At 43.5% G+C, this 24,759-nt stretch carries 24 protein-coding genes; 5 read left to right on the top strand and 19 right to left on the bottom strand.

The features are described 5' to 3' along the window. Positions 1–567 precede the first annotated feature (567 nt). Positions 568–2,373, top strand: a complete 1,806-nt coding sequence (locus KN1_RS00630) for a YncE family protein (protein WP_221288741.1) — start codon at positions 568–570, stop codon at positions 2,371–2,373. 482 nt (positions 2,374–2,855) lie between these two features. Here the strand turns inward: KN1_RS00630 and KN1_RS00625 are convergent, their stop codons facing one another. The 7 genes from KN1_RS00625 to hypE are packed head-to-tail and all read right to left on the bottom strand — an operon-like array spanning position 2,856 to position 6,827. Further along, positions 2,856–3,143 (bottom strand): hypothetical protein, encoded by a 288-nt coding sequence (locus KN1_RS00625; protein ID WP_221288740.1) that lies wholly within the window; start codon positions 3,141–3,143, stop codon positions 2,856–2,858. Next, a complete protein-coding gene (locus KN1_RS00620) occupies positions 3,115–3,381 on the bottom strand; it encodes a hypothetical protein (protein WP_221288739.1) in 267 nt (88 codons plus the stop codon). Before KN1_RS00620 ends, KN1_RS00625 begins: the two co-directional genes overlap by 29 nt. After that, positions 3,359–4,087: a class II aldolase/adducin family protein gene (locus KN1_RS00615; protein ID WP_225905745.1), complete on the bottom strand. Its 729-nt coding sequence runs from the start codon at positions 4,085–4,087 to the stop codon at positions 3,359–3,361. Before KN1_RS00615 ends, KN1_RS00620 begins: the two co-directional genes overlap by 23 nt. Beyond that, on the bottom strand, positions 4,084–5,244 hold the full coding sequence (gene hypD / locus KN1_RS00610) for a hydrogenase formation protein HypD (RefSeq protein WP_221288738.1): 1,161 nt from the start codon (positions 5,242–5,244) through the stop codon (positions 4,084–4,086). Before hypD ends, KN1_RS00615 begins: the two co-directional genes overlap by 4 nt. Then, entirely contained in the window at positions 5,237–5,509 is a 273-nt protein-coding gene (locus KN1_RS00605) for a HypC/HybG/HupF family hydrogenase formation chaperone (protein ID WP_221288737.1), read from the bottom strand. The genes hypD and KN1_RS00605 overlap by 8 nt, the downstream gene beginning before the upstream one ends. Position 5,510: 1 nt before the next feature. Further along, positions 5,511–5,762 carry a hypothetical protein gene (locus KN1_RS00600; RefSeq protein WP_221288735.1) on the bottom strand — a complete coding sequence of 84 codons (252 nt, stop codon included), beginning with the start codon at positions 5,760–5,762 and terminating at the stop codon, positions 5,511–5,513. Between the two features lie 9 nt (positions 5,763–5,771). After that, complete coding sequence (gene hypE / locus KN1_RS00595) at positions 5,772–6,827, bottom strand: hydrogenase expression/formation protein HypE (protein WP_221288733.1); 1,056 nt, start codon at positions 6,825–6,827, stop codon at positions 5,772–5,774. Between the two features lie 505 nt (positions 6,828–7,332). Here hypE and KN1_RS00590 point away from each other — a divergent pair. Together KN1_RS00590 and KN1_RS00585 are read left to right on the top strand one after the other, a co-directional pair. Continuing rightward, complete coding sequence (locus KN1_RS00590) at positions 7,333–7,827, top strand: NADH-quinone oxidoreductase subunit B family protein (RefSeq protein WP_221288731.1); 495 nt, start codon at positions 7,333–7,335, stop codon at positions 7,825–7,827. After that, positions 7,824–9,356 carry a nickel-dependent hydrogenase large subunit gene (locus KN1_RS00585; RefSeq protein ID WP_225905744.1) on the top strand — a complete coding sequence of 511 codons (1,533 nt, stop codon included), beginning with the start codon at positions 7,824–7,826 and terminating at the stop codon, positions 9,354–9,356. The genes KN1_RS00590 and KN1_RS00585 overlap by 4 nt, the downstream gene beginning before the upstream one ends. Positions 9,357–10,183: 827 nt before the next feature. On the opposite strand, the gene hypF is transcribed toward KN1_RS00585, so the two are convergent. The 12 genes from hypF to KN1_RS00520 all read right to left on the bottom strand — a co-directional run bounded on the left by hypF (position 10,184) and on the right by KN1_RS00520 (position 22,862). Next, entirely contained in the window at positions 10,184–12,415 is a 2,232-nt protein-coding gene (hypF, locus tag KN1_RS00575; RefSeq protein WP_221288718.1) for a carbamoyltransferase HypF, read from the bottom strand. After that, positions 12,415–13,035, bottom strand: a complete 621-nt coding sequence (locus tag KN1_RS00570) for a hypothetical protein (protein WP_221288716.1) — start codon at positions 13,033–13,035, stop codon at positions 12,415–12,417. The genes hypF and KN1_RS00570 overlap by 1 nt, the downstream gene beginning before the upstream one ends. Before the next feature lie 25 nt (positions 13,036–13,060). Further along, positions 13,061–13,597, bottom strand: a complete 537-nt coding sequence (locus KN1_RS00565; RefSeq protein WP_221288714.1) for a hydrogenase maturation protease — start codon at positions 13,595–13,597, stop codon at positions 13,061–13,063. Further along, positions 13,597–14,361, bottom strand: a complete 765-nt coding sequence (locus KN1_RS00560; protein WP_221288713.1) for a hypothetical protein — start codon at positions 14,359–14,361, stop codon at positions 13,597–13,599. The genes KN1_RS00565 and KN1_RS00560 overlap by 1 nt, the downstream gene beginning before the upstream one ends. A gap of 471 nt (positions 14,362–14,832) precedes the next feature. Further along, positions 14,833–15,390, bottom strand: coding sequence for a hypothetical protein (locus tag KN1_RS00555; RefSeq protein ID WP_221288711.1), 558 nt, complete (start codon positions 15,388–15,390; stop codon positions 14,833–14,835). Continuing rightward, positions 15,324–15,773 carry a hypothetical protein gene (locus tag KN1_RS00550; RefSeq protein WP_221288709.1) on the bottom strand — a complete coding sequence of 150 codons (450 nt, stop codon included), beginning with the start codon at positions 15,771–15,773 and terminating at the stop codon, positions 15,324–15,326. The genes KN1_RS00555 and KN1_RS00550 overlap by 67 nt, the downstream gene beginning before the upstream one ends. A 2-nt stretch (positions 15,774–15,775) precedes the next feature. Then, positions 15,776–16,003, bottom strand: a complete 228-nt coding sequence (locus KN1_RS00545; protein WP_221288707.1) for a hypothetical protein — start codon at positions 16,001–16,003, stop codon at positions 15,776–15,778. Continuing rightward, entirely contained in the window at positions 16,000–17,277 is a 1,278-nt protein-coding gene (locus tag KN1_RS00540) for a (Fe-S)-binding protein (RefSeq protein WP_221288706.1), read from the bottom strand. The genes KN1_RS00545 and KN1_RS00540 overlap by 4 nt, the downstream gene beginning before the upstream one ends. Then, positions 17,258–18,145: a hypothetical protein gene (locus tag KN1_RS00535; RefSeq protein WP_221288704.1), complete on the bottom strand. Its 888-nt coding sequence runs from the start codon at positions 18,143–18,145 to the stop codon at positions 17,258–17,260. Before KN1_RS00535 ends, KN1_RS00540 begins: the two co-directional genes overlap by 20 nt. Position 18,146: 1 nt before the next feature. Then, positions 18,147–20,417: a nickel-dependent hydrogenase large subunit gene (locus KN1_RS00530; protein WP_221288702.1), complete on the bottom strand. Its 2,271-nt coding sequence runs from the start codon at positions 20,415–20,417 to the stop codon at positions 18,147–18,149. 2 nt (positions 20,418–20,419) lie between these two features. Continuing rightward, complete coding sequence (locus KN1_RS00525) at positions 20,420–21,775, bottom strand: NADH-quinone oxidoreductase subunit B family protein (protein ID WP_221288700.1); 1,356 nt, start codon at positions 21,773–21,775, stop codon at positions 20,420–20,422. 76 nt (positions 21,776–21,851) lie between these two features. Continuing rightward, a complete protein-coding gene (locus KN1_RS00520; RefSeq protein WP_221288698.1) occupies positions 21,852–22,862 on the bottom strand; it encodes a hypothetical protein in 1,011 nt (336 codons plus the stop codon). An 87-nt stretch (positions 22,863–22,949) separates the two neighbouring features. On the opposite strand from KN1_RS00520, the gene KN1_RS00515 reads away from it, so the two are divergent. Together KN1_RS00515 and KN1_RS00510 are read left to right on the top strand one after the other, a co-directional pair. Further along, positions 22,950–24,212: a thioredoxin domain-containing protein gene (locus KN1_RS00515; protein ID WP_221288696.1), complete on the top strand. Its 1,263-nt coding sequence runs from the start codon at positions 22,950–22,952 to the stop codon at positions 24,210–24,212. Next, complete coding sequence (locus tag KN1_RS00510) at positions 24,193–24,684, top strand: hypothetical protein (protein WP_221288694.1); 492 nt, start codon at positions 24,193–24,195, stop codon at positions 24,682–24,684. The genes KN1_RS00515 and KN1_RS00510 overlap by 20 nt, the downstream gene beginning before the upstream one ends. Positions 24,685–24,759 lie beyond the last annotated feature (75 nt).

Raw genomic sequence — 24,759 nt, 5'->3', positions numbered from 1 at the left:
TTTTCCGTGAAGCCTTATCCATTCCCTACTTCTTAGCAACTTGATTATTTCTTAAATTAAGATGTTTAAGAACACCTATGTAATAAAATACTCTTCCATAGAATAAATTAAGTTAAATGTAGTCGAAATAGAAGAGTATTGTTAAACTATGAATATGTGAGGTATAATAATTTCGTTTAAACAGAGTAGCGGTTATTGAGGAAATCGCGGCGTTTGAGTATTACCCTAAATATTTACGTAAATACTTATACTTAAATCTTGGCATTTAAGACCTCCTCTTCTATTCCTGATCGTAAAGTATATAATAACTCAAAACCTAATTAGTAAAAACATATCGACGCAAGGATTTTACCTAAAACGTTACATCACAATCACAGGCCTCATTATGCGAAGGGTCATCGACTAGGGCTACTCCCGAGCAAGTTAGTTAGGCGATAAAGGGGGCTTCACCCTTCAGAGCGTCACGTGTCCGGGAATGCTTGGTCAGTCATTATGAGACAGATTCAATGAATCCATTAAATAATTATTTGGAAAGGATTTATAAATGGACGTAATGATACTTTTTCAATGAGAAAAACTTCCTTTCTAACTCTACTGCTCTTTTCCCTCCTCTTTTTAACTGTGGTTATGACAGCACAGCCAGCTCCGCAGGTGAGGCAAGTAGGTTCTTTAACAGTTAACATACCTACGTTGACTATAGACAGCGTAACGCCATATGATCACGGCTTGGTAATAGCACTGAGTTATGTTAACTTTTCCTTTATCAGCCCTAACCAGCAAGAGTCTTCCACATTATACATATATTACGTTAACAGTACTACTAAAGCATTACTGTATAAGTCTATATTGAGCGGTATATCAGGTGTTTTCACTTTTACCAAAGACGGAGACCTCTATGTGGTAGTAGATACCTTTACTCCCCCATCAACACCTTCTGGTGTAGGAAGTTACAAGTATGAGTCTTATGTATACGTCTTCAGCGGTCTGAGGCTGGTCAACACTTTCACCCTAAACGGCTTACTCGCAGGGGGAAAAGAGGCCCAGAGCCCTCTTATAAACGTTTCTGCGTTACAGCTCGCGAAAATAAGTTTATCCTCTTTCAAAAACCCGTCGACTAACCTTACGGAGGTAAGTTTATCCTCCAACTTTACCATAATGTTAAACAACGCTAATATCACTGTAACAAACCTGTTACCTCAAATGGAACTCCAGTTACCCAGCGGCGTCCTCCTTGTGATGGAAAACGACTCCGATTTAGTTACTGGACAGCCCTTAGGTCAAGTGCCTCAAAGTATACCTATTAACATCACGTTATTCAACAACGACGGTAAAATAGTATGGACTGAGGAGTACCACTTCTTTAACGGCTTTATACCGTACGACCTCCCCGAATCGACTAAAGTGTCAACCATAATTACTGAAAGTGTGGCTACTGTGGTCGGAGACCAGCTCTTCATGGTAAACAGTACTCCTTTTGCAGAGACCGCGTTTTACGGGCAAGCCTCACAGTACCCGACCACAAATTCCACAATAGTAGGGATAGACTTGTCTAACGGTGAGATAACGTCTAGTATAAGTTTGACCAATACGTCACCATATATAGCCTTACAGAACTTAGGCGGTCAGTTATACGTCAGTATATTCGGCAGCCATGAAGTAACCGTAGAAAAGTATAACGGTAACGGCCTAACATTAGTGGGAAAAATACCGTTGGTCACGCAAGTTAAGGAAGTAACTCTACCGGGCCCGGGTAGCTTTACGATGAACAGGACTACGCTCTTGACTAACTTTTACTACAACCAAGGGGAGTACTTCTTAGTAGCTAACCCTACACTGGGAGGTACTAACGTTACGGACGTATACGCAGGCGGTATTACGAGCTACGTCTTGAGCGGAAACGTGACCAGTAGCGATATTACTGAGGACAACGTAATACTATTAAATGAAAGTAATCAGTTCACACTGGCATTCCTTAATAATAACGGAACTGTAAGGGGTAGCGTTAGTATAGGGCAAGTAGGTGTCCCCTCATTATACAGCGGACTATCTGAACCGGACGTAGCCATAACACCGATAAACCCTTACGCATATTATGTAGTCAAAGCCTATTCTAACTTGAGCATTACCAACACCATGAGCATCGGGGTCTCTCTTCCTAGCGGCGAGACTCAGGTCACAGTCTACGAGGTAAACTTCCCCCAACCGGTCACCGCGACCTCGACCATGTCGAATACGAGTACAGCCGTAAAGACCCCTATGTCTACAACTCCTGCACCTCCTACCACCTCTGGCACACCCATACTATATATCGGTATTATAGTAGGAATAGCTGTAATAGTAGCAGTTGGAGTAGTTTTAGTCTTAAGAAGATAAAATTTTTTTGTATCTTAAACCAGTTAATTTTATTTAAAGCTTGTGTTAAGCTTAAAGCTCTAAAGCCATCCAGGTGTCTTTTGTGAATTCCATTTGCCTTAGCGTAGTGAGGTTTTAACTATTAAATATAGAATGCAAATATTAATTAGGGTCTGGGATAAATTAGTTTCAGGACTCCCCAAATTAGCGTTTTACGTAAAACCATTACGTCGTCATGTTTTTACTAATTAGATGTATAGTATTACTACGTCTTTCCGGTTTAGGGCTTTTGGGGTCTAAAGCATTTTAACATGATAAGTATTTAAGGAAAGTGTTAAGGGTTTAATGTCTAACTGTCACGATTTTTCATAAATGCTATCCTAGATATTTTATCAAAACAAGACAGCGAGGAATAAGCATTAGTATATACTTCACTCTCACAATTACTTTTGTGAAAAAATAGCGTAAGACGGTGCGTGGAAAAGTCGTTTTGGCTTCATCATCTACTTCCCCGCTTTTACCATTCTCTTCTTAACGTCTAGGATTATTTTATCAATATCAGGGGAGGAACCGTTAATTACTAGCTCGAACATGGCGTCAATAATCTCCTCATACACTTCATAGAGCTCTTTATCCTTTCTTATCTCCTCTAAAGCCCTCTTCTTAAAGTCTGGGCTACTATCGTCTACCTCTACTAGGTCTTCCACACATTCTAAAAGGGCTGAAAGTTTTACTACAAGGTCTTTCTCTATTTCAGCCATTTCAAGTAGTTTGACCGCTAATTGACTCATAGAGCATATCTAACCTCATGTTAATTTCTTCTTCGAGGTAATAATCTTCGACCTTTACCCTCCTCCCAGTGCGTATAACTAGCTCTACGCCTAAAGCAATAACAAGTATCGGGGGAGTGTATGGCGATATAGGTCTGTAGTATATAATTCCGTCCTCCCCTTCTCTTACGAGTCCCAGTTCTACGACTGAGACCCCGGTTTCAGGCTCTACGACCTCACTTAGACCCGCTTCTCCCACCGAACTTCACCGCCCTAATATACCCGGCCCCAGGCTTCCTCAGGTCTATTAAACTCAACTTATGCCTTATACCCCCAAGGGCCTTTGCTGCTACGTTGAACCTAGCCCACTCGTCAAGGATCTCTATGAAAGCCCTCGCTTCGTGGATACACGCACCGGCGGAAAACGCCCCGTGGTTTTGAGTTATCACTACTCTAGGTACTTTCATGCCCTCCCCTTGGAACGCGTCTCCTATATATTTAGCCAACTCTTTCGTCCCGGGGTGGGCGTAAGGTACTATCTTTACCTCACCTAGTATTGCTGCAGCCTCTCCGTGAGTAACTTCCAAGTAGCCTGAGATAGAAGCCCCCATAACGTAAGGGACGTGGGCGTGGATAACTGAATTTACGTCAGGCCTCCTTTTGTATACTTCCAAATGAGCAAAAGTCTCTATTGACGGTTTCAGGTCCCCTTCGATTACATTACCGTCTAAGTCTACCGCTATGAGGTCATCCTCCGTTAAGCTCATCCTGGGATAACCTGAAGGAGTGATCCAGACCTTATTACTTCCCGGCAGCCTGGCACTCTGGTTCCCCCCTGCATTGGTGATCAGCCCTTTATAATAGAAAGCCCTTACACTCTTCACTAGCTCTTTTTTAAGCTGTCCTTCGTCAGACTGGCAGAGCTTACAATAGGTATTACCGATCATGTATACCGTACTTATCACCTCTTACACCTAGGGACGTAATTAACGATCTTGTGGTGGGCCCATATCCAACACGTCCCCTCCTGGGACACCATGGGAGAGCCTTTAGGGTCTTCAGGTGTACAAGTCTTCATATAGAGTGGACATTCGGGCGGGTCAATCAGTCCCATAACCACCTCTCCACACCTAGCGCCTGCTACATACTCGTCTTTAGTTGAAATACCTTTCCTCAGCCCGTATTTCTCTCTGGCGTCAACGTCCTTAAATTCGTCTTTTATCTTAAACCCCGCTTTAGGAAAAACAGCGACTCCCCTCACATACCCGTCCTCGAGGTCAAATACCCTATCCATGACCTCCTGGGCCTTAACATTTCCCTCCCACGTAACAGCCCTTGTGTATTCGTTTTCTAACATGGGCTTCCCCTCATGTATTTGCCGTAATAGCATGTAAATGGATAATAGCACGTCTATAGGTTCGAACCCGGAAAACACTACTGGTTTTTTAGTCCTCAGGAAGTACTCGTAATAGGGTTTCATCCCCGTTATAGTTGCCGAATGTCCTGCCGACATAAAGGCATCAATACCGAGCACGTTAGACTCCATGACGGAGCCCTGGATTGAGGGCGTATATCTGTAAGATACAAGAAAGCTCAAATTTCTGGGGACGCCTCTAAGGATCTCGAAAGCGGTAGCCGGGGCAGTAGTGTCCATACCTACAGCAAAAAACAGGAAGTCCTTGTCCGGCTCTTTTCTCGCCATTGCTACAGCGTCTTGGACTCCGTAAATGACTCTTACATCTGCACCGAGTGCTTTTGCGTCTTGGAGGCTCATTTTAGTCCCTTTACTCCTGCTCATATCACCGTAAGTAGTAACGACTACCCCGTCCAATGCCAGTTTGACAGCGTCGTCAATATCAGTAGCGGGAGTTATGCAGACGGGGCAACCTGGTCCAGCCCTTACTTGTACGTTATCCGGCAGGAGAGCCCTTATACCGTAATGCGTGATTGTCCACTCGTGGGAGCCACATACGTGCATTATGGCAATATCCTCTTGGATTTTTCTGGCGACGTCATTTATCTTCTCTACTACAGCTTTAGCTAGAGTGGGGTTTCTGTAATACTTTAGTATCTGAGGTAATCTCTCCTTTTCTTTTCCTTTATTTTCACTTTGGTTACTCATCTTTACCACCTATTGCCTCATATAAGTCCCTTTTCCTCTGTTCTTCATCCATTTCTTTAGTCATTTCTTCCCACATTTCAATAGTCTTCTTAGCCTCTTCTTCATCAACTACCTGAATTGCATATCCTGCGTGGACTAAGACATAGTCGCCTACCTTGGCGTTTACTAACGAGATCAATACGTTGTCTTTCACAGTACCTCCGAAGTCTACCTTTGCGAACTCTCCGCTTATTTCGATTACTTTCCCGGGGTAAGCTACACACATTTTAACCACCGTAAATTTTTTTCATTTCTTCTATCTCACTTTTGCTTAGTGCTGAAATGGGTAAGTAGTCCTCATCAGTGTAAAGCATCGGGATCGAACAGTGTAAGGGTACTGTTACCTCATACCCGCAAACCTGGCACCTCAAATATTCGTATTTCCTGAAGTTCCCTTTCAACACGTATACCATCTCCCTACCGCAGTGCATGGGAACCCTTTCTTCGTGCCCACAATTTAAACACACGAGCCTAGCCATGACCCTCACCTAACAGATCCTCGGGACGGGGTCACCTACTGGTCTTGTCACAAGCCTCTTCCCTCCGACCACAGTCTCTAGGATCACACCTTGAATATCCTTCCTCACTTCACCTATTACCTCTGCGTCCTTTCCCCACGGTGTTTTATGTAACGTGTCTAATATGTCCCTGACCATCTCGGGTGATACTGCGAGGACTGCTTTTCCTTCATTTCCCAGTTCCATCAGGTCTAAACCTAGAAACTCTACTGCATTTCTTACGTCTTCTCTGACCGGTATATCGTTTTCCCTAATGTATATTCCCAGACCGGACTTTTCACTCCAGTCGTTCAATAGGTCTGCCAGACCCCCTCTGGTAGGGTCTTTAGCGTCAGCTATCCCTCCTACTTCTAATACTGCTTTCATCATTTTGTTCAACGGTGCTACGTCGGATTCGACACTTATTTCGAACTCTATTCCCTCTCTGGACGAGAGGATTGCAATGGCGTGGTCTCCTATATTTCCCGAGACGATTATCTTGTCTCCGTCCCTCAAATTCATCGGGACTAACCATTCGTGTTTGACTTCTCTAGTCTTCCTGAGGACTGAAAAGTTGTACTTTAGGGCATCTGAAGAAACTCCTATACCGCTTGTATTAATTATCATCTTATCTAATGCACCTTTTTCCATTACTTTAGTGTCCCCGGTCACTATGTGGACTCCTGCCTCTTCTGCCGTTTTCTTAATACTCTCCGAGATCTTTGCAAGGTCAACTTTGCTGAAGCCTTCTTCAATTACAACAGCTAAGCTCAAGGCTACTGGGTCTCCCCCCATCATAGCAATATCGTTAACTGTCCCGCTTACAGCTAACTTACCGATGTCGCCCCCTTTGAAAAACAACGGTCTTACGGTAAACGAGTCAGTTGTGAAGACCACACCGTTAACTACTGCACCGTCATCAAGTACATCTAGCCCTATCTCTCCGTAACCGTCGTAGAGCGGGAGAAAGTACTCTTTTATAAGGTTATGCATATAAGAGCCTCCTGCACCGTGTAGTCTAGTAATTACACTCTTAGGATCACTCATAGGGGTTACAAACTTAATATCACCACCAGCCTTATTAAATATTGTGTTCTAAAATATCATTTTAATGATATTATAGTATTTCCAACTAAAAAATAAATAATTTTTATTTTACGATAAAACTACCTTGTAGTATCTGATAGGGCGATTCATAGGTATTTTGTGGACTCTATCTGTATAGTATGCACAAAACAATATTGGTGCATAGTACGTATAAAAGTGTAAGGTGACGGGTTTATAATTTACTTCACCCGGGTGATTTTGCATAATTATTTGTCCACGAATTGTACTAGTTCGAGGGAAAAATTTCAGTTTGCAACGAGTGCCTCAGCGACCCACCTGATATAACTGAGCCCTACTCTATTTGATAGGATTTTTATAGCCCTCACGGCGAGAAACTCGGTAACCGATAGACAGTTCTTAATGGAACTTGAAATAAATCCATGTTTAACTATTAGATTTTTATCTAACCTTAAATGTTTAAATACCTGAAAAGTGATAATTTTCTATGGACTATTGTGAAGTCTTAGAAAAAGTATTGAAAAGCAATGTAGTCTGGATAGAGGCGCAATCCTGCTCAGGTGAGAGCGTATCGATCTTAAAGTCCGGTTGTAAGGCACTAGACGAAATGTTCTTCCAGTCTTCGCCATTTAAGATATTCTCCCTAATGTGTGCCGAAAAAAGCGGGCTAGAGTACCTCAAGGACGTTCTATCACAAGAGGACTTTATCCTGGTAATTGAAGGTGCGATACCTAAAGACGAAAGGTTATGTTACGTAGGGGATATGACGTGTAATGAGCTCATCATGAGGCTCAGCCAAAAGGCTAAAGCAATTATAGCCGTAGGCTCATGTGCAGTAAACGGAGGTATAATAAGGGAGTTGGGGTACATGGGGGTTAGGGAGTTCTTAGGAAAACCCGTCTATGAAGTCCCGGGCTGTCCGGCTTCAGATAAAATGATGATAGCCATGATCTACCAAGCCCTCGCAGGTGGAAAGCCTTGAAATTGGAACCTATTACGAGGATCGAGGGCCATTTAGGTGTAGATGTAAAAGTTGACGGTAATGTCTATAGCGACGCCAACGTCGAGATTACGATGTTCAGGGGCTTTGAGATACTGCTGAAAAACAAGAAGATAGACCTGGCCCCTAACCTTACCGAAAAGATATGCGGGGTCTGCGGTGCGACTCACGCTTTAGTATCTATTGAAACACTAGAGATGGCCAAGGGTGTCTACCCGAGTGAGGGATATATAGACCTCAGGAATATGGCTTACGCGTTAGCTGACATAATGTATAACAATGTCGTTGTTGCCTTCATGTTTGAAGCAATAGACTTCTCTACGAACGTAACCTCCAGACACAGCCCCTCGTTATTAGATAGAGCAAAGGAGACTTACTGTACCTATAAAGACCATCACGGCTACACCAAAATGGTCGACTTAATGCAACAGCTCTATTTCAGCGGTGATGTATACAAGACGGCCCTGAAAGTACAGACAAAGATCAGAGATCTGGCAACGTTAATCTGGTTAAGGTATCCTCAACCTGTTTCATTGAAAGCTGGGGGATTAGAGGTAAGGGACCAGAACGCGGACCAGAAGATAAAGGAAGGGATCAAAGAGCTCAGACCTGAGCTGGAGAAGTTGTTCTACGTAGCTAAAGAGCTCAGGGACTTCTTCCAAGGGATGTATAAAAACATAGGAGAAGACTTCGTTACCTACGGTCTTTTCGAGTCCCACGATTACGACGCTACTTATGAAAACATGGGTAGCTGGGCTTCAAAAAGAGTTATTCCTCCTGCATTAATAAAGGGCGGAGAAATAGTGACCCGAGACCTCAGAAGCATCCTCTTAGGGGTAAGAATAGACGTGGACGGGACTCCCTATGAGAAATGGGAGAAGACCGTAGAAAAGGACCCTCTAGGTAATGAAGTCGACGAAAGGCACCCTTGGAATAAGGAGACAAAGTTGAAGGTATCGGGCAGGAACTATTTATTTACCGTTAGACAGAGTCTGGGTAAGGAGGAATATCTCCCGACGACGGGTGATATAGCCAGGCTATACACTTACAGAAAGGTGAAGGGTAAGCCTAGAGCTTTTGGTGAGGAGTGGGAGTATAGAAGTAATGATGTTATAGAGAGGTTCTTCGCGAGAGTCTTCACAGTTTACTTCCTCGCAGACTTCCTGTTAAACTATGAAGTCATAAAGAAGTTCAACAGTAACTCAACTGGAAAAGTAAACGAGATGGCTGTAGGGGCTCACGATGCCCCCAGAGGCGGTAACGCTCACTGGATGATCTCCAAGCAGGGGACGATACAGAGGTACCAGATAGTAACGCCTACAGATAGGAATTTCAGTAAAGGAGGACCGGTAGAGAGGTCGATAGTCGGTCAAAGGGTCACTGAAGAGAACGGGGTAACAGGCTTAGACGTACTCAGGATTGTCAGGAGCTTCGACCCGTGCTCGGCTTGTGCGGTACACGTCTACAACAGTAGCGGGGAGAAGATAGTGAGTATTAATGCCGTCCCGTAAGAATTTATAGAAAAGTTGGAAAACAGCGAAGACCTTAAAATTTTTAGATAATACCGGACGGTGCAACTATCCTTACGGCTGGTTGAGGCAAAATGAGATGAAATTGAAGACGGCTCAAGTGTATGTGGAGGACGAGTTACATGAGTGTGTCCTGAGTCTTAGCAAGCGGTCGGAAAGGCGGTCAAAGCAATGCTAAGCTTCCGCCATGTAGATCCCTGGGGCCTCTCCGTCCCCCTTTTACTCCAACGTTGCGGTGCATTGATCCCAAGATATCAAGGCCTGCGGGAAAGAGCTGGGTAAGGAGCATCCCGTCCGGTTACCTGATGTATACGATTAAGATGGCTAACTATTATAATCACAAACCTACAAGGTCGTAACCGGGATGTGGTAAGAAAACCCCGTGTGAATAAAGGGGTTAGGAGATTTTGCATAAAATATCCCAACCCAAACTTGATCCTAGAGTAGTAATACTTTTCGGTACTTATGCTAAGGGAGACCACAGGGACGTGTGTGACATTGCGTCTTAGCCTCCTCAGATAGCTCACTTGGAGATACTAGGGAAGGCTTCAGCACATTGCTTTACCCTAATGAGTCCAGAATTGAGTCCGTGGCGATGGACAGTAGGTGTTCATAAAAAACTTAAGAGTGGTAAAACTTTATATCTTAGAGGCTGTTGAGAACGGGAAAAATACCCTGTGGAGATAAGGGGTTTACAGCGGAAATGAAAGGAACTTGTGCTGAAATGAGAATAAGGGGTTTAAGGAGAGAAAGAAGAGTAAGGTGTAGGGTTAACACGCGTAAGCCCTTGAGAGAGGAAAACGAAGGCCTTAACCATTCAGTGCATAATAATAGACTTGTCCTAAGGCGATCCCTCCGTCATTCGCTGGGACTTTTCTGGGTAGAATGACCTCAGCCCCTTCACTGTTTTCGAGCATCCCCCTTAAAATGTACTCATTTACAGCGGCTCCCCCTGATACAACCACTCTGTTATCGTATTTTATTGCAGCCTTAATTAGGGCTTCTCCCAACCTGTACTGTACAGTATAAGCTATGTCCTTTACGTCGTACTTATCCATGTTCTCGATTAGCCACTGGAAGGCCGACGGTGTGTCGATTTCCTCTCCCTTAATTTTTATGGACAAGTCTAATAGCCTACCACCTCTGGCAACCGCCTCTAGTTTCATTGCAGGTTCGCCTTCATAAGTCCTCTGGTCGCAGACGTTAAGGAGTGCCGAGACAGCGTCTAAAAATCTACCCGTACTTGACGTCATTAGACCCGGTTTCCTGATGACCTTTTCCAATATCCTTGCTTCTTCCTCTCTTATCCCCGCAAACTTGACCGCTTCGTCCCATTTCATCAGAGTGGACAAGAACATTGCGAGCATCCTCCTAGGCCTCATTGCATTTACGTCTCCACCCGTGTATGGGACGTACTTCAGGTGGTGCTTCCTTTCGTAGCTAGCTCCTTCAAATTTTATTATCTCTCCACCCCACCCGTTTCCGTCATCTCCGTATCCTATGCCGTCTATCCCTATCCCTACCCCCCTCTCAATTCCGTTCTCGGCCGCTACGCTGAGGACGTGGGCTACATGGTGTTGGACTTTCACTAGTTTAGCTGAGAACTTTTCCGCTAATTTTTCACCTAAATAAACGCTTTGGTATACTGGATTTTTATCCACTATGACCACGCGGGGTCTTAAAGAGTACATCTTGACAAACTTCAAGATATAGTCCTCGAGCTCCATCAATGTAGAATACTCATCGGTATCTCCTATATATTGGGTTAGTATTACCTTGTTTTTTAGCGCGACAGCACCGGCATTTTGGAGTTCGGCCCCCAAGGCAATTACGTCCTCTTTTAATACTCTGTCTTTTAGCTCTATCCATAAGGGGGCAAAACCCCTACTCCTCCTCAACAATATTGTCCTATCTGCTGATACTCTTATCACGCTGTCGTCTACTCTATTTACTATCTTTCTGTTGTGGAAAAGTACGTAATCGACTATTCCCTTTAACTTCTCCCTCACACATTCCTCATTAATACACATAGGGGAGCCGTGTCTGTTACCACTCGTGGCTATGAAAAGGTGCTGAGGGTATTCTTCCAAGAGCAGGTAATGGAGAGGGGTATAAAACAGGAAGAACCCTTCTCTATCCAACCCGGGTGATATGTACTTAGATAGCGTATAGTCGTCACCCCTCTTTCTCAGGAGGACGATAGGTCTTTCGGGAGAAGTCAAAAGCTCCCTTTCTTTATCAGTGATTACGGCATATTTCTCTATTACTTCTAGCGACTTCGCCATTACTGCAAAAGGCTTTTGCGGTCTGTTCTTCCTGTTCCTCAACTTCAAGACTACATCGTCGTTAAACGGGTCGGCTATGATGTGGAAACCTCCTATCCCTTTCACCGCTATAATATATCCCTCCGAGAGGAGCTTTGCTGTAGTTACAAAGGGGTCTCCTCCCACTACATCTCCGTCTATAGTAGTCAGATAAAGTTTAGGACCGCATTGGGGGCAACTTATCCCTTGAGCGTCGAACCTCCTTTCGTTATCGGGGTCACGGTACTCATGTAGGCAGTCTTCGCATAGCGGGAAGTCTTTCATTGACGTATTCTCCCTGTCATAAGGGGCCGTATACAGCATGGAGTACCTGGGGCCACATTTTACGCAACTGTTGAACGGGTACCTGAACCGCCTGTCCTTTTGGTCTAGTACTTCCTTTAGACAATCTTCACATACTGCAAAATCAGGAGGGATCTGGCTGGGCTCTTTTATCGTGTCCCCGCTGGGGAGGATAGAGAAGTCATTCCACTCTCCACATTCGACTTCTTCACTGACCACTTTCTCTATCTTAGCCACTTCGGGGACATCCCTAAATAGGCGTTCCATGAAATACCCTATATTCTGCTTGTCCCCTTGTATCAATACTTCCACTTCACTTCCGCCCAGGTTTTTAACGTAACCCCTTAACCCGCTTTTCCTCGCTATCCTGAATATAAATGGCCTGAACCCTACACCTTGTACGATCCCGGTAATTGTTAATTTATAACAAGCCATTAGACCACCAGTAGTATATCCCTCAAGCTCTCGTATAATCTGGTCTCTTTGTCTGAGAAGTTCTTGAATAGAGAGAGATGAAAGTCTACGGTGAGCCCGGTAGAGAAATAAGTTACGTTCAGTTTTTCTGCTTCAGATCTGTATAGGACTGTAGTTAACCCTTCTCTCGCGCTGTCTATTCTTTCGTTAGAGGGTACAAAGTAATATTTGGGTTTATACTCAATTCCGCAAGACGTTACGAATTTCTTATCAATTAACCTCTTAGATATGTCGTATTGTGTAACCACCACTTTATCGTTATCACATATGTCGTCTCTTGAATTAGCTAGCACAACTTCGTCCTTATACAGCTTGGTCTCGTGGGCTAATAAGTCCCACTCCTTTAAAGCCTTCACCACATAGTAGGGAGACAGTATTATGCTCGGCTTAGTTATACTTAGTCTGAGCTCGCCGACCTTTATTTTCTCATTAAAGATTAACGAAACGATGACGTCTGAAGGTAAGTATAGATAGAGGGGCTTTATTACGGGATTTCCTTCCACTACTTTAGCCAACTTGTCTCTGGCGACCCATATGTTCATGTTAAGGAGCAGGAGCGTATTGTAAGGTATTTCGCCCACAATCTCGCTTAAACTGTTTCTATTGCTAGAAAGGTCTATCAGAACTTAACACCTCTTGGAAGGCTTTCAGTGTACGGTCTTTATTTATCTTCACGTTATACGGTTTCAAGACCTCTTGGAGTATGTCTAAGATTTGGGGGACTTTCTCTCTCAATTTCTCCGATATACCGCTCATGGGCTCTAAAACATATGGCTTATGCCCTATAATATAGATTTTCGGTGAATAGCCCATAAGCTTCAGGATGAAGAGGGTGCTCTGGATCCCGAGACCGTGTGAGCCAGAAATTTCCATATCTAAAACCGTTGACGTAACTTGGTCAGTATCCCCTTCGTTTATCTTTTCTTCCGAGACGAATACCCCTTCCTGATCTACTGCAACAGCGTCTAAAATAACGATCACGTCAAACTCTTTAAGGTAGTCTATTGCGTTTATTCCAGCACTACCTAGGTCGATGACTTCAGCCCCCTCAGCGTTACCGTATAACGCTTGGGCTAGATAAGACCCGAGCCCGTCATCACCCATTATCCTGTTACCTACACCTATTATACCTACCCTCATCATTAAAAGTCACGCCAGTACTTGGCATCTTCAGGCATTGGTTCCCAGCTCTTTTGTTTGGGTGAGTTCATTATTCTCCCATGGAGCTTTACTAGCTTTGATATCACCGGCATTAACTCGTCCCTTTCTCTTATTTCGTCCGTTATTAGCTTTGAGACCAACTCCCTGCTTTTTTGTAAGTTACTGGTTACGTCTTTCCATAGCCCCCAGTCCCTTGATGTGAGGTCTAACACCTTGTCTTCAGGGATATCAAACAACATTAGGGCGATTATGTCTGACAGGTCTTTATTGGTAGGGAAGTGCATCTGGAGTTTCGATAAAAGTAAGTCTTGTCTATCAAACGTAAACTCGGAGTTCCAGTTTATCGGGATTATGTGGCTGAATTTCATTTCATCGGAGTAGTAAACCTTAACCGTTATTTCCTCTTTAAAGAACATCCCGGCTATCTGACCTAATGTCCTTTCCAAGTGAATGTATGGAGTGTAGTCGAGACTGTAAATTACCTCTTTGAATTTGTCCCTACTCTCTGGTTTTACGATGAAATTTATGTCCTGAATACCGTTACGTCTATAGAGTCTAAGTAATTCTACGGCTATTTTATTCTCTTTCACATTACTGTATATCCCAACTGACCCGTAGAGTAATAGTTTTACTCCTTCCTTGGAGCAAGCGTCGTATATCCTTTTAGCTTCGTCCAAGCTTTTATCTAATTGTTTTATCACGTCTACTTTTCTTAGTTGCAAGTCAAACGGAGAGATCTCGGACATTTTTTAACACAATAATAATATAATTAACTAATTATTTAAATGTGATGTAAAAAGAAAATCATCTATAGTCTTCATAATTGACTTCCTTGGAAGGGCTCCCTCCCAGAGGGCTCATCGCTCCCACTATTGATTCGGAATTACATTTGGTGGACAGTCGAGTGGGTCAGATTTCCGCTCTGGAAAGTGTGTACCCATCACAGAATGCCTCCGGATCCCGTGAAAAAGGAGCGATAGGTGTCCCCTCTCTCAGTCCCATTAAGCCCTCAATCGAGCTGGTGAGGAGCATCATTAACGTCACTAAAAATGTTTCAACAAGTGGGTATGTAAATATAAGGGGCTATTCTCTTGGCGAGGCTTTCCCCTACCCCCAATTTTGTTAATATCGGTGAAATATACTCTTGCCTGTGGTTACAGACGGGTCTCGGGTGGTTTTAGCATGTGTCCGTTAGTCTCCCCTTAAAGTATCAGCTACTATGGTGATGTTATAAGTTTGCTTATTAACTCCCCTAATTCCGTCAATACGTTCTGGATCTTGATAGGTTTTTCATCTCTCTTAATTACTTTTACCGTCCTATCTATTTGGACTGTCGTAAATTTCCTGACTCTCATCTTCAGATCGGGGTCATTACTTATTATGATCCCGGTGTTCGTCACATTGCCCACGAGGGGTAAAACAGAGGGTACTTTCACTAAGCTTACTTTTTTCTTTAACTCTACTTCAAGGTATATCTCATAAGACCAGACTACATCATCAGGGTTAATGTTATTCCTGAGGAGTCTGGCGAGTAATGAGTCGACGTAGAACTGGACATCGCCTTTAAGGAATGCGATCTGTTTTATGAAATTCGGGCTCCTCTCGTCTGGTATAATGTCCGCAGCTATACCGTCTAACAGTTTGTCTAATAGGTCTTTGGGGATACCCCTGGTGAAAGTGACCAAGTATGCCTTCTCTTTCACCTCTCCTAATGCTTCACTCCCAATAGTTTGTACACCTCCTCTTTCATTAGTTTGATGCACTGTCTTCCCCATTCGCTTACTTCACCCTCTCCATTTTCTACTTCACACTCCACTACTATAGTATTTTCGGGTAGACTGCCTAATGCGTTCCCCGCTTTAATTAGACTATCTACGTCCATATAATAGGCTTTCATGTTATTATAGAGGTCGGCCCACTGAGAGAACGCGTCTTCACTTTCCGGTCTATACACTCTTAACTCTCTCTTCCCCCTCTTCTCACTTGCCAATAGGATAAGTTTTGAGGGAGAAATTTCGGATAAAAAAGTAGATGCCTTAATCGCACCCATGCTCAGGTCTAATACTTCTATTCCTTCCTTTCTCAGCTCTTCCATGACGATGAGCGGTATTTGGTAGTCACCTTGGTACCAATACCCGACAGCACCTATAATAGCCAATTTTATCCACGCTTTTTCGGCTTGAGCTCATTAGTAAGTTTCTCTAACATCTCTTCCCTTGAAGTTTTCTCATCTACATTTATTCCGTAAAGCGAGAGTATTTCTTTTAAGACGTCATTATTGTCCTCCGAAGGGACTCTGATGGTAAGCAGTTCTTTAAACAGAGTATACTCGTCGAGGACTGATCTCTTTATCTCATCTAATCCTAAGATCCTAGATAATATACTCACTTTACTATCGCCCCATCTAATATAGTAGTGATGTCAATCACCTTAAAGCTCCCTTGGTTATCTTTGACCCCGCTCTCTAATGAGAGTTTACAGTTAGGGTCGAATACTACTACGGTTTTTCCGCCCCACTTATTTAGCTGTGTCATAACGTATTCCCTAGCTTTCTTTACAGTGTCTTTCTTCTCGTCCAATAGCTCCAACATATGTCCGCACGTGTAGAGCTTATCCGAGGAAGGCGGGACCTTGGGCTCCTTAAATTGAGGTACTGTAAGTCTGAGTAATTCTCTAGGTGGTTCCTCTACTCCCCCTAACCTACTCAGGAATTCAGAGTAGTGGACTGCAACAGGGGTATCCACGTCAGCTTTCTTCAACTTGACGTTCCCACCTTTATATTTCTCGTAGACTACTTGTGTAATATGCTGTATTTCAGAAGGTAGTTCCATTCTAGTGCTCTTAGGTCCCTGCCACCTTAACCAGAAATACGCTGTGCCGTCCGTGGTTACGATCTTTTTAACTCCTAAAGTCTTTACCGCTTCGGCTATATTTTCATAGACCTTTCTAGCTGTTTCAAAACCTCCTAACATATAAGCATAGTAACCTGGGTCAGATATTACGGAGCTTACAGTATAGTTAACTCCCAGTTTTGACATAACGGAAGCAACGCTCGTTAAAGTTTTACCCGTTTTTATTTCTAGAGGAGTAGGGATATATAAAGTGTCGGCTCCTTTCTTATCTACCGGCAGTCCTGTGCTGTTTGCTGTTGCAGTCCATTGGTCTTTTGTTATACCTAATGCGTTTCCAGTATCCTTAGTATTACTTACCATCTTTTCGGCACTCGGCAAATTAAACCCAGAAAGGTGCAACACCCTCCTCATTAGAATTGCAGTATACCAGTTAGGGACCTCCATTGGAGATGTCATGGTACAAGCACCGCAAGCAGTGCAGTTATAAGCTGACTCAGTCCACGCCATAAACTCCTTATTCGATAACCTCCTTAACCTCAAAAACCTTGCCACCATACCATATGCAGTATAATACATTGAGTATATTTTGTTTATCTCATACGTCCTCCAAGCAGGGACGTCTGTAGATGACTTGCTTGATAACCAGAACGGGCAGGTATATGAACATACACCGCACCTCATACAGTTTTCGATACCTATAACATCTGCCGGTGCTAGTTCATCGGTAACTCTTGAAACTATCTTTCTATTAATTTCAACTCTCTTTCCGCTCACCTTTATCCCCCCACATTTAAATTCTCCTTCTGCCATAGCTATAACCAGCGAAACCTTTACTTACATAGTACCAGAACATGTGGAATGCCTTACTGAAGGGAGTATAGCCTATGAATATGCCAACCAGTGCTATATGAAGCCCGTACCAATTTGCTTGGTTAGGTATACCTAAATACGGAACGCCCCAGTCATACGCTGCCCCCAGTCCGGTGACGATTATAGCAGCTAGCAGTACCAAGAATACGTAGTCACCTACACTGCTTAACCTCCTGTGCTTAGTGATGTCATCCAGTATCCTTGTTACCAGATACCCTGCCAGTCCTGCTAATGCTAATAGCGCCATAAAGTCACCGTTCACAATTACAGATAGGACACTCCAAGGAGAAATAGTATTAGTGGCTACCTCAGCTGAATTCCATGCACCTACTGGGTTCAGTATGCCACCGTGGGCGAACGATGAAGAACCTAAAATCCCCAGTTGGTAACCTGAAGTAAACGACTCTGGTACTGAAGCCGGCATTAACCAACCCAGTATGTTTTGCACCCCCGTCAGCTCGCTGAATATATAGTTCCACGCAATGATATGTATCCCGACTACGATAATTAACCCTAAGATGAAAATGTGATTAAATATCGTCTCTAAGATCAGTAGTGGGTCTTTTCTGGCAGCACTTGAAAAGGGCCTCGGGATAGACGTTACAGCCTCTTTAAATTCTGTAGCAAAACCCGCTTGTGCCTTCACCGGAGTCCTCCTAAAGAGGAACTCCCTTCCTATTCTGTATATAGTCCCGAACACAAAAAGGACTATACCTATCGGGAAGATTACGTTTAGCCCCCACCAGTAAAGGCTTAAAGGAGTAGATGGCCCTCCGTTAGCCCCTATTGCAGCATGGACTACTATCATTTCACTTCACCCTCATTGCAAACTTATAGAATGCTTTCACAGACTCAGCTAGGTCGATTGGGGCCCCTAAGGATATATACCTCACTTTTCCGTTAGGCAATACTACGTGGACTCCACATACAAAGCAAGGGTCGAAGGACCTAAGTGTAGCGGCAAACTCAAACCCGTCCCATTGGTCGAACGGAGTAACTGTGAGCTTAGGTACACCTTGAATGTTGTATGCAGGATTACCTTGTATTACTTCCTCAAAAGTCCCTGCACCACCGTTTTGGGCAAGTAACGAGAACGGCCCTATAGTCCCTATCACGTCCTGATAACTCCCCGTTACTCTGGGACCTGAGTTCACTGTAGTAGGCTGTATTTGTTGCGGGTTTATAGTCGGAGTGGTGGGACCGCTACCCGGTGCTATTACCTCCGAGTGATACTGTGCCCCTCTGGGAGCCTCTTTCATTCCTACTCCTAGAGCAACACCATTAGAAGTATTTGCCTTGTAAGTCCAATCATACTGGTTCCCTCTACTTACTACAGTCTGTCCTTGGGTCAGGTATTTTAATGCTGAGAACCAACCTATCCACGCTCCTCCTGCATCTAAAGCACACTCATGTGCTCTCGCTCTCATCCTTTCCACAGCATTGGTTACTACTGTTATACTACCGTTTGATAGTTTGGAAGATAGGGCCCACGGTGATACATATGTGATATCTATCTCCCCTTGTAGCTCTGGTGGTAATGCTATTCTGGCTGAGACAGTCTTAGGTAAGTTCCAAGTTACTGATTGTTGATTGCTATTATATGTGATCTGTATCCCGGCTGATGGGTAATTAGCGGTGTATATTGGGTGAGGGGCTTGAGGCTGTAATACTTGGGCCCACATAACTGCTTGTGGGTCTGCTTCAACGTTGAAGAAGGAATTCATTGTAGGCTTGTGGTTCGCATATGGTACAATTCTAGGTGACACTGCCCAACTGTACTTCCCCATGCTGTTCCCGCTCCCGAAGGGATATCCTCTAGCCTGTGGGCTGGGTATAGTCCATTTCTTCCAAGGGTGGTATGGGCTCACAGGGTTTCCTATAGGATCTTCGGATATCCCGCTGACTTCTGATGGTACCTGAGGGTTGTTTACCCAGTCATCGTAAAATGATGATTCCACAAACTCTCTGATACCTAAGTTAATGTCAATAAGGCTATTAGTCACCAGTGTCGGTGGAGAGTTAGGGCTCGTCTGTATTACAAGACCGGGCTTAACTACTCTAGCCCTCCCCCAATCTCCCATATTCTCATACGTACCGTCATAGGGAGATACGGGAGTAGATGAGGGTGTTACTGAAGGTGCCTCTGAAACGTCACTCTGACCGTAACTTACGAAGTTCCCTGGCCTATTTCCCATCTCAGCAAATCCCAAGTTGTCGAAGTTTTTGTCATAATAGGCTTGTACCCCGAAGTTATTTCCGTAGTCATTTAAGAAGAGGTTGAGTACCTCCCAATACGCTACTTGTTTCTTAGCATAAGCAGTACCGTCAATTAACCTTTGCAGATACCTTTGTAGGTTTTCTACTGTTGCTGGGACGCCTATCCCACCTGGTACCATTGAGATCGGGTGAGGTATCCTCAAGTAGTATAGGACTTCGGCTTCATGCATGATCCTCCACACGTAAGCGCCCTCCAGCCATATGGCACCTATTATAGGGACTAGCCCGTCCATTATATCCGCGACTGTCTTCATTGTAACGCCTGAGAACTTCAGTTCTGAAGGAGCACCGTTGGGAAAAGCTTCAGATAACTCCAAGACATTGCTAATAGGTGTCTGCTGTGCTAATTGATAAATTTCTGGGGGATAATAACCAGCGATTTTGAAGAATAACGAGCTCCAATCGGGACCTCCTAACGCCGTCAGGTGTACTGTAGCGTCGTATACCATTGCTGCGTCGTTAGCTAATATTATCGTCTCAAGCCCTAATGGAGGTGGAGCATACCCTCCCATAGCCATCTCTTGTGCTATCCTCTCAATGAACTGGTGATGTTCTCCGCATATTCCGCATTCCCTTGATGTTAACATTATCACGTCTGGTGCTGGCTTATTCCTTAAGAATATCTCGAAACCCCTGAACATACCTGCCCCGGCATAAGCTTCAGTAGCCCTTGCCTGGTTAGTCCCTTCCATGTTTACCGTTACTTGGATTCCTAATTCTGGTTTAATCCTCACTATCGGTTCAATCACTACTGGCTTAGTCCAATCATATTTAAATAGATAGGAATTTGGAGAGCCACTCATATTTAACTCACCTCTTTAGTTTTAGGGACAGAGGGTTTACCCCTCCTTCTTGATAACGCATAAGACCCTGCTCCGACTATTATTCCTGCGGCTACAGCAGCAGCTAGGAGGGTAGTAGAAGGTAAAGTAGGTGCATTGGGTGGTGCGTAGAAGGGCTCGTATAAATCAGGGAAACCTGGTGCAGTACAGGCTATACACACTCCGCCCCTCGTACACCCTCCTACTCCACCGATCCATCCTAACCTCGGTGCCGGGCTGTTTGCTTCTGTCCCCTTACAGCCTAGGCTGTAGGTACACTGGGGGTCTCCGAAGTTCTGGGCAAAAATCCCTTGCGCGAAGAACCCGGCCCTGGGACAGTTCTGGTGTGTCTCGTTTCCGTAGAAGAACTTTGGCCTATTAAAGACATCTAGGTAGGTGTTAGGTGCGGGTGCTAAGCCTTTTGCATATAGGACGCCTGCAACTAAAGTCCTCATTATCCAGTCCCCTGCTGGAGGGTCTGCGGCTATCGCGATTATAGGCTGCCCTAGTTTTGACTGCCAATGATAACTTGGGCCTGGATAAGAAGTGTTGTAGGGTGAATTAGTAACGGCGTATATATCTTCGTCAATTACCGTTTCTCCCCTGAATGTCCCCAGTCCCTTACTGTATACCTCATGCAAATAGGCCGGGAAGCCCATAATGCCCCTATACGGATCATCTAACATCCCCATGGCATAAGTCGGGCTCCTATACCCCAACCCGTTGGTAGTCGCGGGGATCCCCCCATATGTAGCACATGCACCGGTAGCGTATACTAGTGCGGCGTTTTTCATTAAATTAAATACGAATTCGTCACAGAGTAGCACGTGTCCGCCCGGAGTCCTCCCTGCCGAACACCAGAATGACCCGTCTGGTTTGGTATAGCCGTATAACCCGAACTCGTCAAACATCGTGCCTTCGACGACTAGCACATACGGGTCAAAATCTCCAGCGAGAGCTGCTTCCATAGTAGGATACGCTACATCATCTTGGGGCATTAATATCGGGTGATAGACCAGGTTTACGTTTGGTAGTCCTGATATAGAAGGTGTCCTTAAAGGAATTGGCTGTAGGTTGAATGTTACCTCTGTTATCACGTCCTCGACAGCCGGGTTCATTGCGTCGATAAAAGCTATTGTATTCCCACCACACCAACCGTTACCGGTCCATATGACGTTTACTGGGTCGTTATCGGTGCTAGCAGCCATGTTAAATAGGTCTTTCCATGTTAGCCCTTTTTCTACCATCCACGCGGTAAGTCCAGTTATTGAAGCTATTTTCATGAAGTCTCTTCTAGATATACGGACTTTAACTTCCTTTCCCTGAGTGTCTTTACTCATACTAGGTATATTTTAGGAAACCTGATTAATAAATTTTATTTTGAATCTTAGCATAGTAAATAGCGATTACAAAAATCTAATTTTTAGTTAAATTATTAAATTTCACGTAAAAGAAAGGAGACATGCCGAGTACGAAAGGAAGAACCGAAAAGGGGAATACAAACTGGTACAAATTGTAGAATAGAGCTACTGAAGCACCCCAGAACAAGTTAGGGAGAGCAGAGGCCAGTACCAACGGTAAGCCCACAGTTCTCACATTAACTTGGACAGGCTTAGCTATTAATAATAAAGAGACGAACAGTCCTACAAGCGTTGTGATTGCGTAAGGTACTTCGTTTAGCGTTATAGAGTAATAAAGTTCGGAAATTGATAAGAGTGATGAAGCAATAAGGAACGAGGAAAAGTAATAAGTGTCTATCTTGTTTTTAATGTACTGTACGCTAAACGTGAGTTGTAAGACCACAGATATAAGTAATGCCAAAAGTGAGGCTTGCTTTATAGGGTCTTCTTGGAGCGGTAGTATTGAATGGGTCATTTCGGATGCAATATTAGGTCCGCTGAGTGCTAGTAGAGAAATCCCCAATGCATAATAGTTCCTTGTCTTAGCACACACAAATATAATTTCCGGCAGTATCATGAGAAAGAACATGAAGGAGTTTACAATTTCTAAGACCGATGGGACTATTATACTATATAGAGAAAGTGAGAAAGAAGGTATATCAGTAGCATAAAAGTAAAGGGAGTACAACGCGTTTAATAACCCACCCCTAACAATAGCATAATAGATCAGACTCATGATGATCTCATGTGAAATTGTTGACGTTATTGAAGCCAGAGCTATTTTACCGGAGGAGTGTAGCAGTCTAGGGATCAACCAGAGATAGACAGTAATCAAGAGTGATACTAGGACTGAATTGGATATAAATATTAAGAAGATACCCGTCATTATAAATGATACCTCAAGGAATAAGTAAGCTTTTTCCTCCCTTTTAATTAGGCTCAGGTAAAGGAGGTACGAGATAAGGACAGTCATTGTAGCAATATAAAATAAATAGATCTCTACTAATTGGTGAATCTCACCGCCCATATAATTACTTTTTCTAATAATAATTATAAAGTTTACTTTATTATACCTAGTATACCTTTTTAAATTAATTCCACAACATTATAATGTATGATATTTTCAGACTGGAGCCCGAGGTTTAGAGGGGAGCATGAGATGAAAGTCCTGCTTACCGTCACCTCTTGGTGCGAACTTTGCGATAAGCAAATAACGGAATTGAAAAAAATTGAGGAGGAGTTTAGAGATGTTGAGTTCGTACTCATTGATGCCGATGAGAGGCCTGATATAGCCATCAGGTATACCCCCCAAATATATCCGAGCATTAGCGTTATTACCGATCGAGGCATTATAGGTGGGAGTTACGGTCTAATTGAGAGTGAAAAGTTAAGGGAACTGATTTCTACTTCTATCTATCTCTTGGGGGGAAAGGGAAAACTCATAAAACCGCCTGAGGTAGAGAAAAAATTACCAGCCTTCTCAGAAGAATATGTGTTCCGGGACATTCTAAGGAGATGTGAGGGGTACTTTGACTGGATCTCGGGTGGGTTTGAAAGAGAGCCTAAGTTTGTGTCTCCCGAGGTCCTCAAACTCTTTCTTAAGTTTAACGATTTCTATCACCAGTCAATGGTCTCCATAACGTTAGATAACGCTATCGACTACTTATGGGATAATGGGTTCTACTTATTCTCGAAGAGCATAGACTGGAAAGAGCCGTATAAGGTAAAGATGTCGGATTTCAATGCGAGTATGGTAATGATCCTCCTTGATGCTTACAAAACGATAAAAGATGATAAGTATTTGGACTATGCTATTAAGACCGGGGAATTCCTTAAGTCGATGACGAGAGATGACGGACTGATAATGAATGGTGTCGCTTTCGATAAAGTGGATACAAGGCCCTTCATGCACGTCAATGCACTTGTCTTAGAGGCGTTTTATACCCTAGGTGACTATGAGGACTATTCAGAAAGGGCTAAACTACTCTTAGAGCTCTTATCAAGATCTGGAAATCACAGGGTCGATAACCCGGAATCCCCCCTCTATCTTTTTGATATAGCCCACTTGTTGAGGGCTTTGACTCTAGCCCGAGAAGATAGCTTGACGCGTAAGGTGTCATCAATTTTAGGGCATTATTATGGTGGAGGAGGGTACTATGACGTGACTTTAGAGTTTGCAGAACGCGAAGGTATAGGGAGGTTTAAGTTTATTTATGATAACTCGGTACTAGCTGAGGCCCTAATTAATCTGGGAAGGGTAGACGATGCGAGGAAAATTATCCTCGACATATTACCCAGTTACGTATACTACTCCTATTTTAACCAAGCTCAGTTTGCGTTAGTTCTAGGTGAGATACTTGGTAAATTTAATAACTAAGGTATACTTTGTGCTTGTAGGATTCGGTCAGGTAGTTTTTCTTTACGAAATTTTGGACGTATTTACTCATAATGTAGTTTATCCTTCTTCAATACTGAATTATTTGATCGGTTATTCCATTCTGGCGGTCTTGATTGTCGATATCCTGATAACCTTAGATGGTCTGTCACGATACGTGTCCTTTTTGACTCTGATACCCGCGATTAACATTATTGCCGTGGGGTTTTTAGCTTACAAGCTTTCACAGTCCTTATGGACATCCTTTTTTACCAGCCTAATCTGGTTTATTAACCTCTTATTAAGTCTAACGTTACCCGTACCAGCAATACTAGCTTATGGCTTTGATCTATCTCTATTGAGCTATATGGTCCTCCAAGATGTGGTAGGTTTAACCTCCTTAGCTCTCATGGGGATCCTTATTGTTAGATATGAAAAGAGTAGGGGGAAGTTAATAAACGAAAAAAGGAATTAATAAGATGTTTAAACTTCTTTATTTTTCTAAAAATAGTTAAATTAACACTATCTTTATTACTTTGCATGATAATTT

It is taken from the genome of Stygiolobus caldivivus (assembly GCF_019704315.1).
GTDB classification, from domain to species: Archaea; Thermoproteota; Thermoprotei_A; order Sulfolobales; family Sulfolobaceae; genus Stygiolobus; species Stygiolobus caldivivus.
Note: the sequence above shows the minus strand (reverse complement) of the source record. Positions and strands in the feature narration are given on the sequence as shown.

Coding starts and splice junctions, on each gene's coding strand:
- KN1_RS00630 (WP_221288741.1), top strand. CDS start 568: ATGAGAAAAACTTCCTTTCTAACTCTACTGCTCTTTTCCCTCCTCTTT.
- KN1_RS00625 (WP_221288740.1), bottom strand. CDS start 3,143: ATGAGTCAATTAGCGGTCAAACTACTTGAAATGGCTGAAATAGAGAAA.
- hypD (WP_221288738.1), bottom strand. CDS start 5,244: ATGAGTAACCAAAGTGAAAATAAAGGAAAAGAAAAGGAGAGATTACCT.
- KN1_RS00605 (WP_221288737.1), bottom strand. CDS start 5,509: ATGTGTGTAGCTTACCCCGGGAAAGTAATCGAAATAAGCGGAGAGTTC.
- KN1_RS00600 (WP_221288735.1), bottom strand. CDS start 5,762: ATGGCTAGGCTCGTGTGTTTAAATTGTGGGCACGAAGAAAGGGTTCCC.
- hypE (WP_221288733.1), bottom strand. CDS start 6,827: ATGAGTGATCCTAAGAGTGTAATTACTAGACTACACGGTGCAGGAGGC.
- KN1_RS00590 (WP_221288731.1), top strand. CDS start 7,333: ATGGACTATTGTGAAGTCTTAGAAAAAGTATTGAAAAGCAATGTAGTC.
- hypF (WP_221288718.1), bottom strand. CDS start 12,415: ATGGCTTGTTATAAATTAACAATTACCGGGATCGTACAAGGTGTAGGG.
- KN1_RS00565 (WP_221288714.1), bottom strand. CDS start 13,597: ATGATGAGGGTAGGTATAATAGGTGTAGGTAACAGGATAATGGGTGAT.
- KN1_RS00560 (WP_221288713.1), bottom strand. CDS start 14,361: ATGTCCGAGATCTCTCCGTTTGACTTGCAACTAAGAAAAGTAGACGTG.
- KN1_RS00555 (WP_221288711.1), bottom strand. CDS start 15,390: ATGGGGAAGACAGTGCATCAAACTAATGAAAGAGGAGGTGTACAAACT.
- KN1_RS00540 (WP_221288706.1), bottom strand. CDS start 17,277: ATGGCAGAAGGAGAATTTAAATGTGGGGGGATAAAGGTGAGCGGAAAG.
- KN1_RS00535 (WP_221288704.1), bottom strand. CDS start 18,145: ATGATAGTAGTCCATGCTGCAATAGGGGCTAACGGAGGGCCATCTACT.
- KN1_RS00530 (WP_221288702.1), bottom strand. CDS start 20,417: ATGAGTGGCTCTCCAAATTCCTATCTATTTAAATATGATTGGACTAAG.
- KN1_RS00525 (WP_221288700.1), bottom strand. CDS start 21,775: ATGAGTAAAGACACTCAGGGAAAGGAAGTTAAAGTCCGTATATCTAGA.
- KN1_RS00520 (WP_221288698.1), bottom strand. CDS start 22,862: ATGGGCGGTGAGATTCACCAATTAGTAGAGATCTATTTATTTTATATT.
- KN1_RS00515 (WP_221288696.1), top strand. CDS start 22,950: ATGATATTTTCAGACTGGAGCCCGAGGTTTAGAGGGGAGCATGAGATG.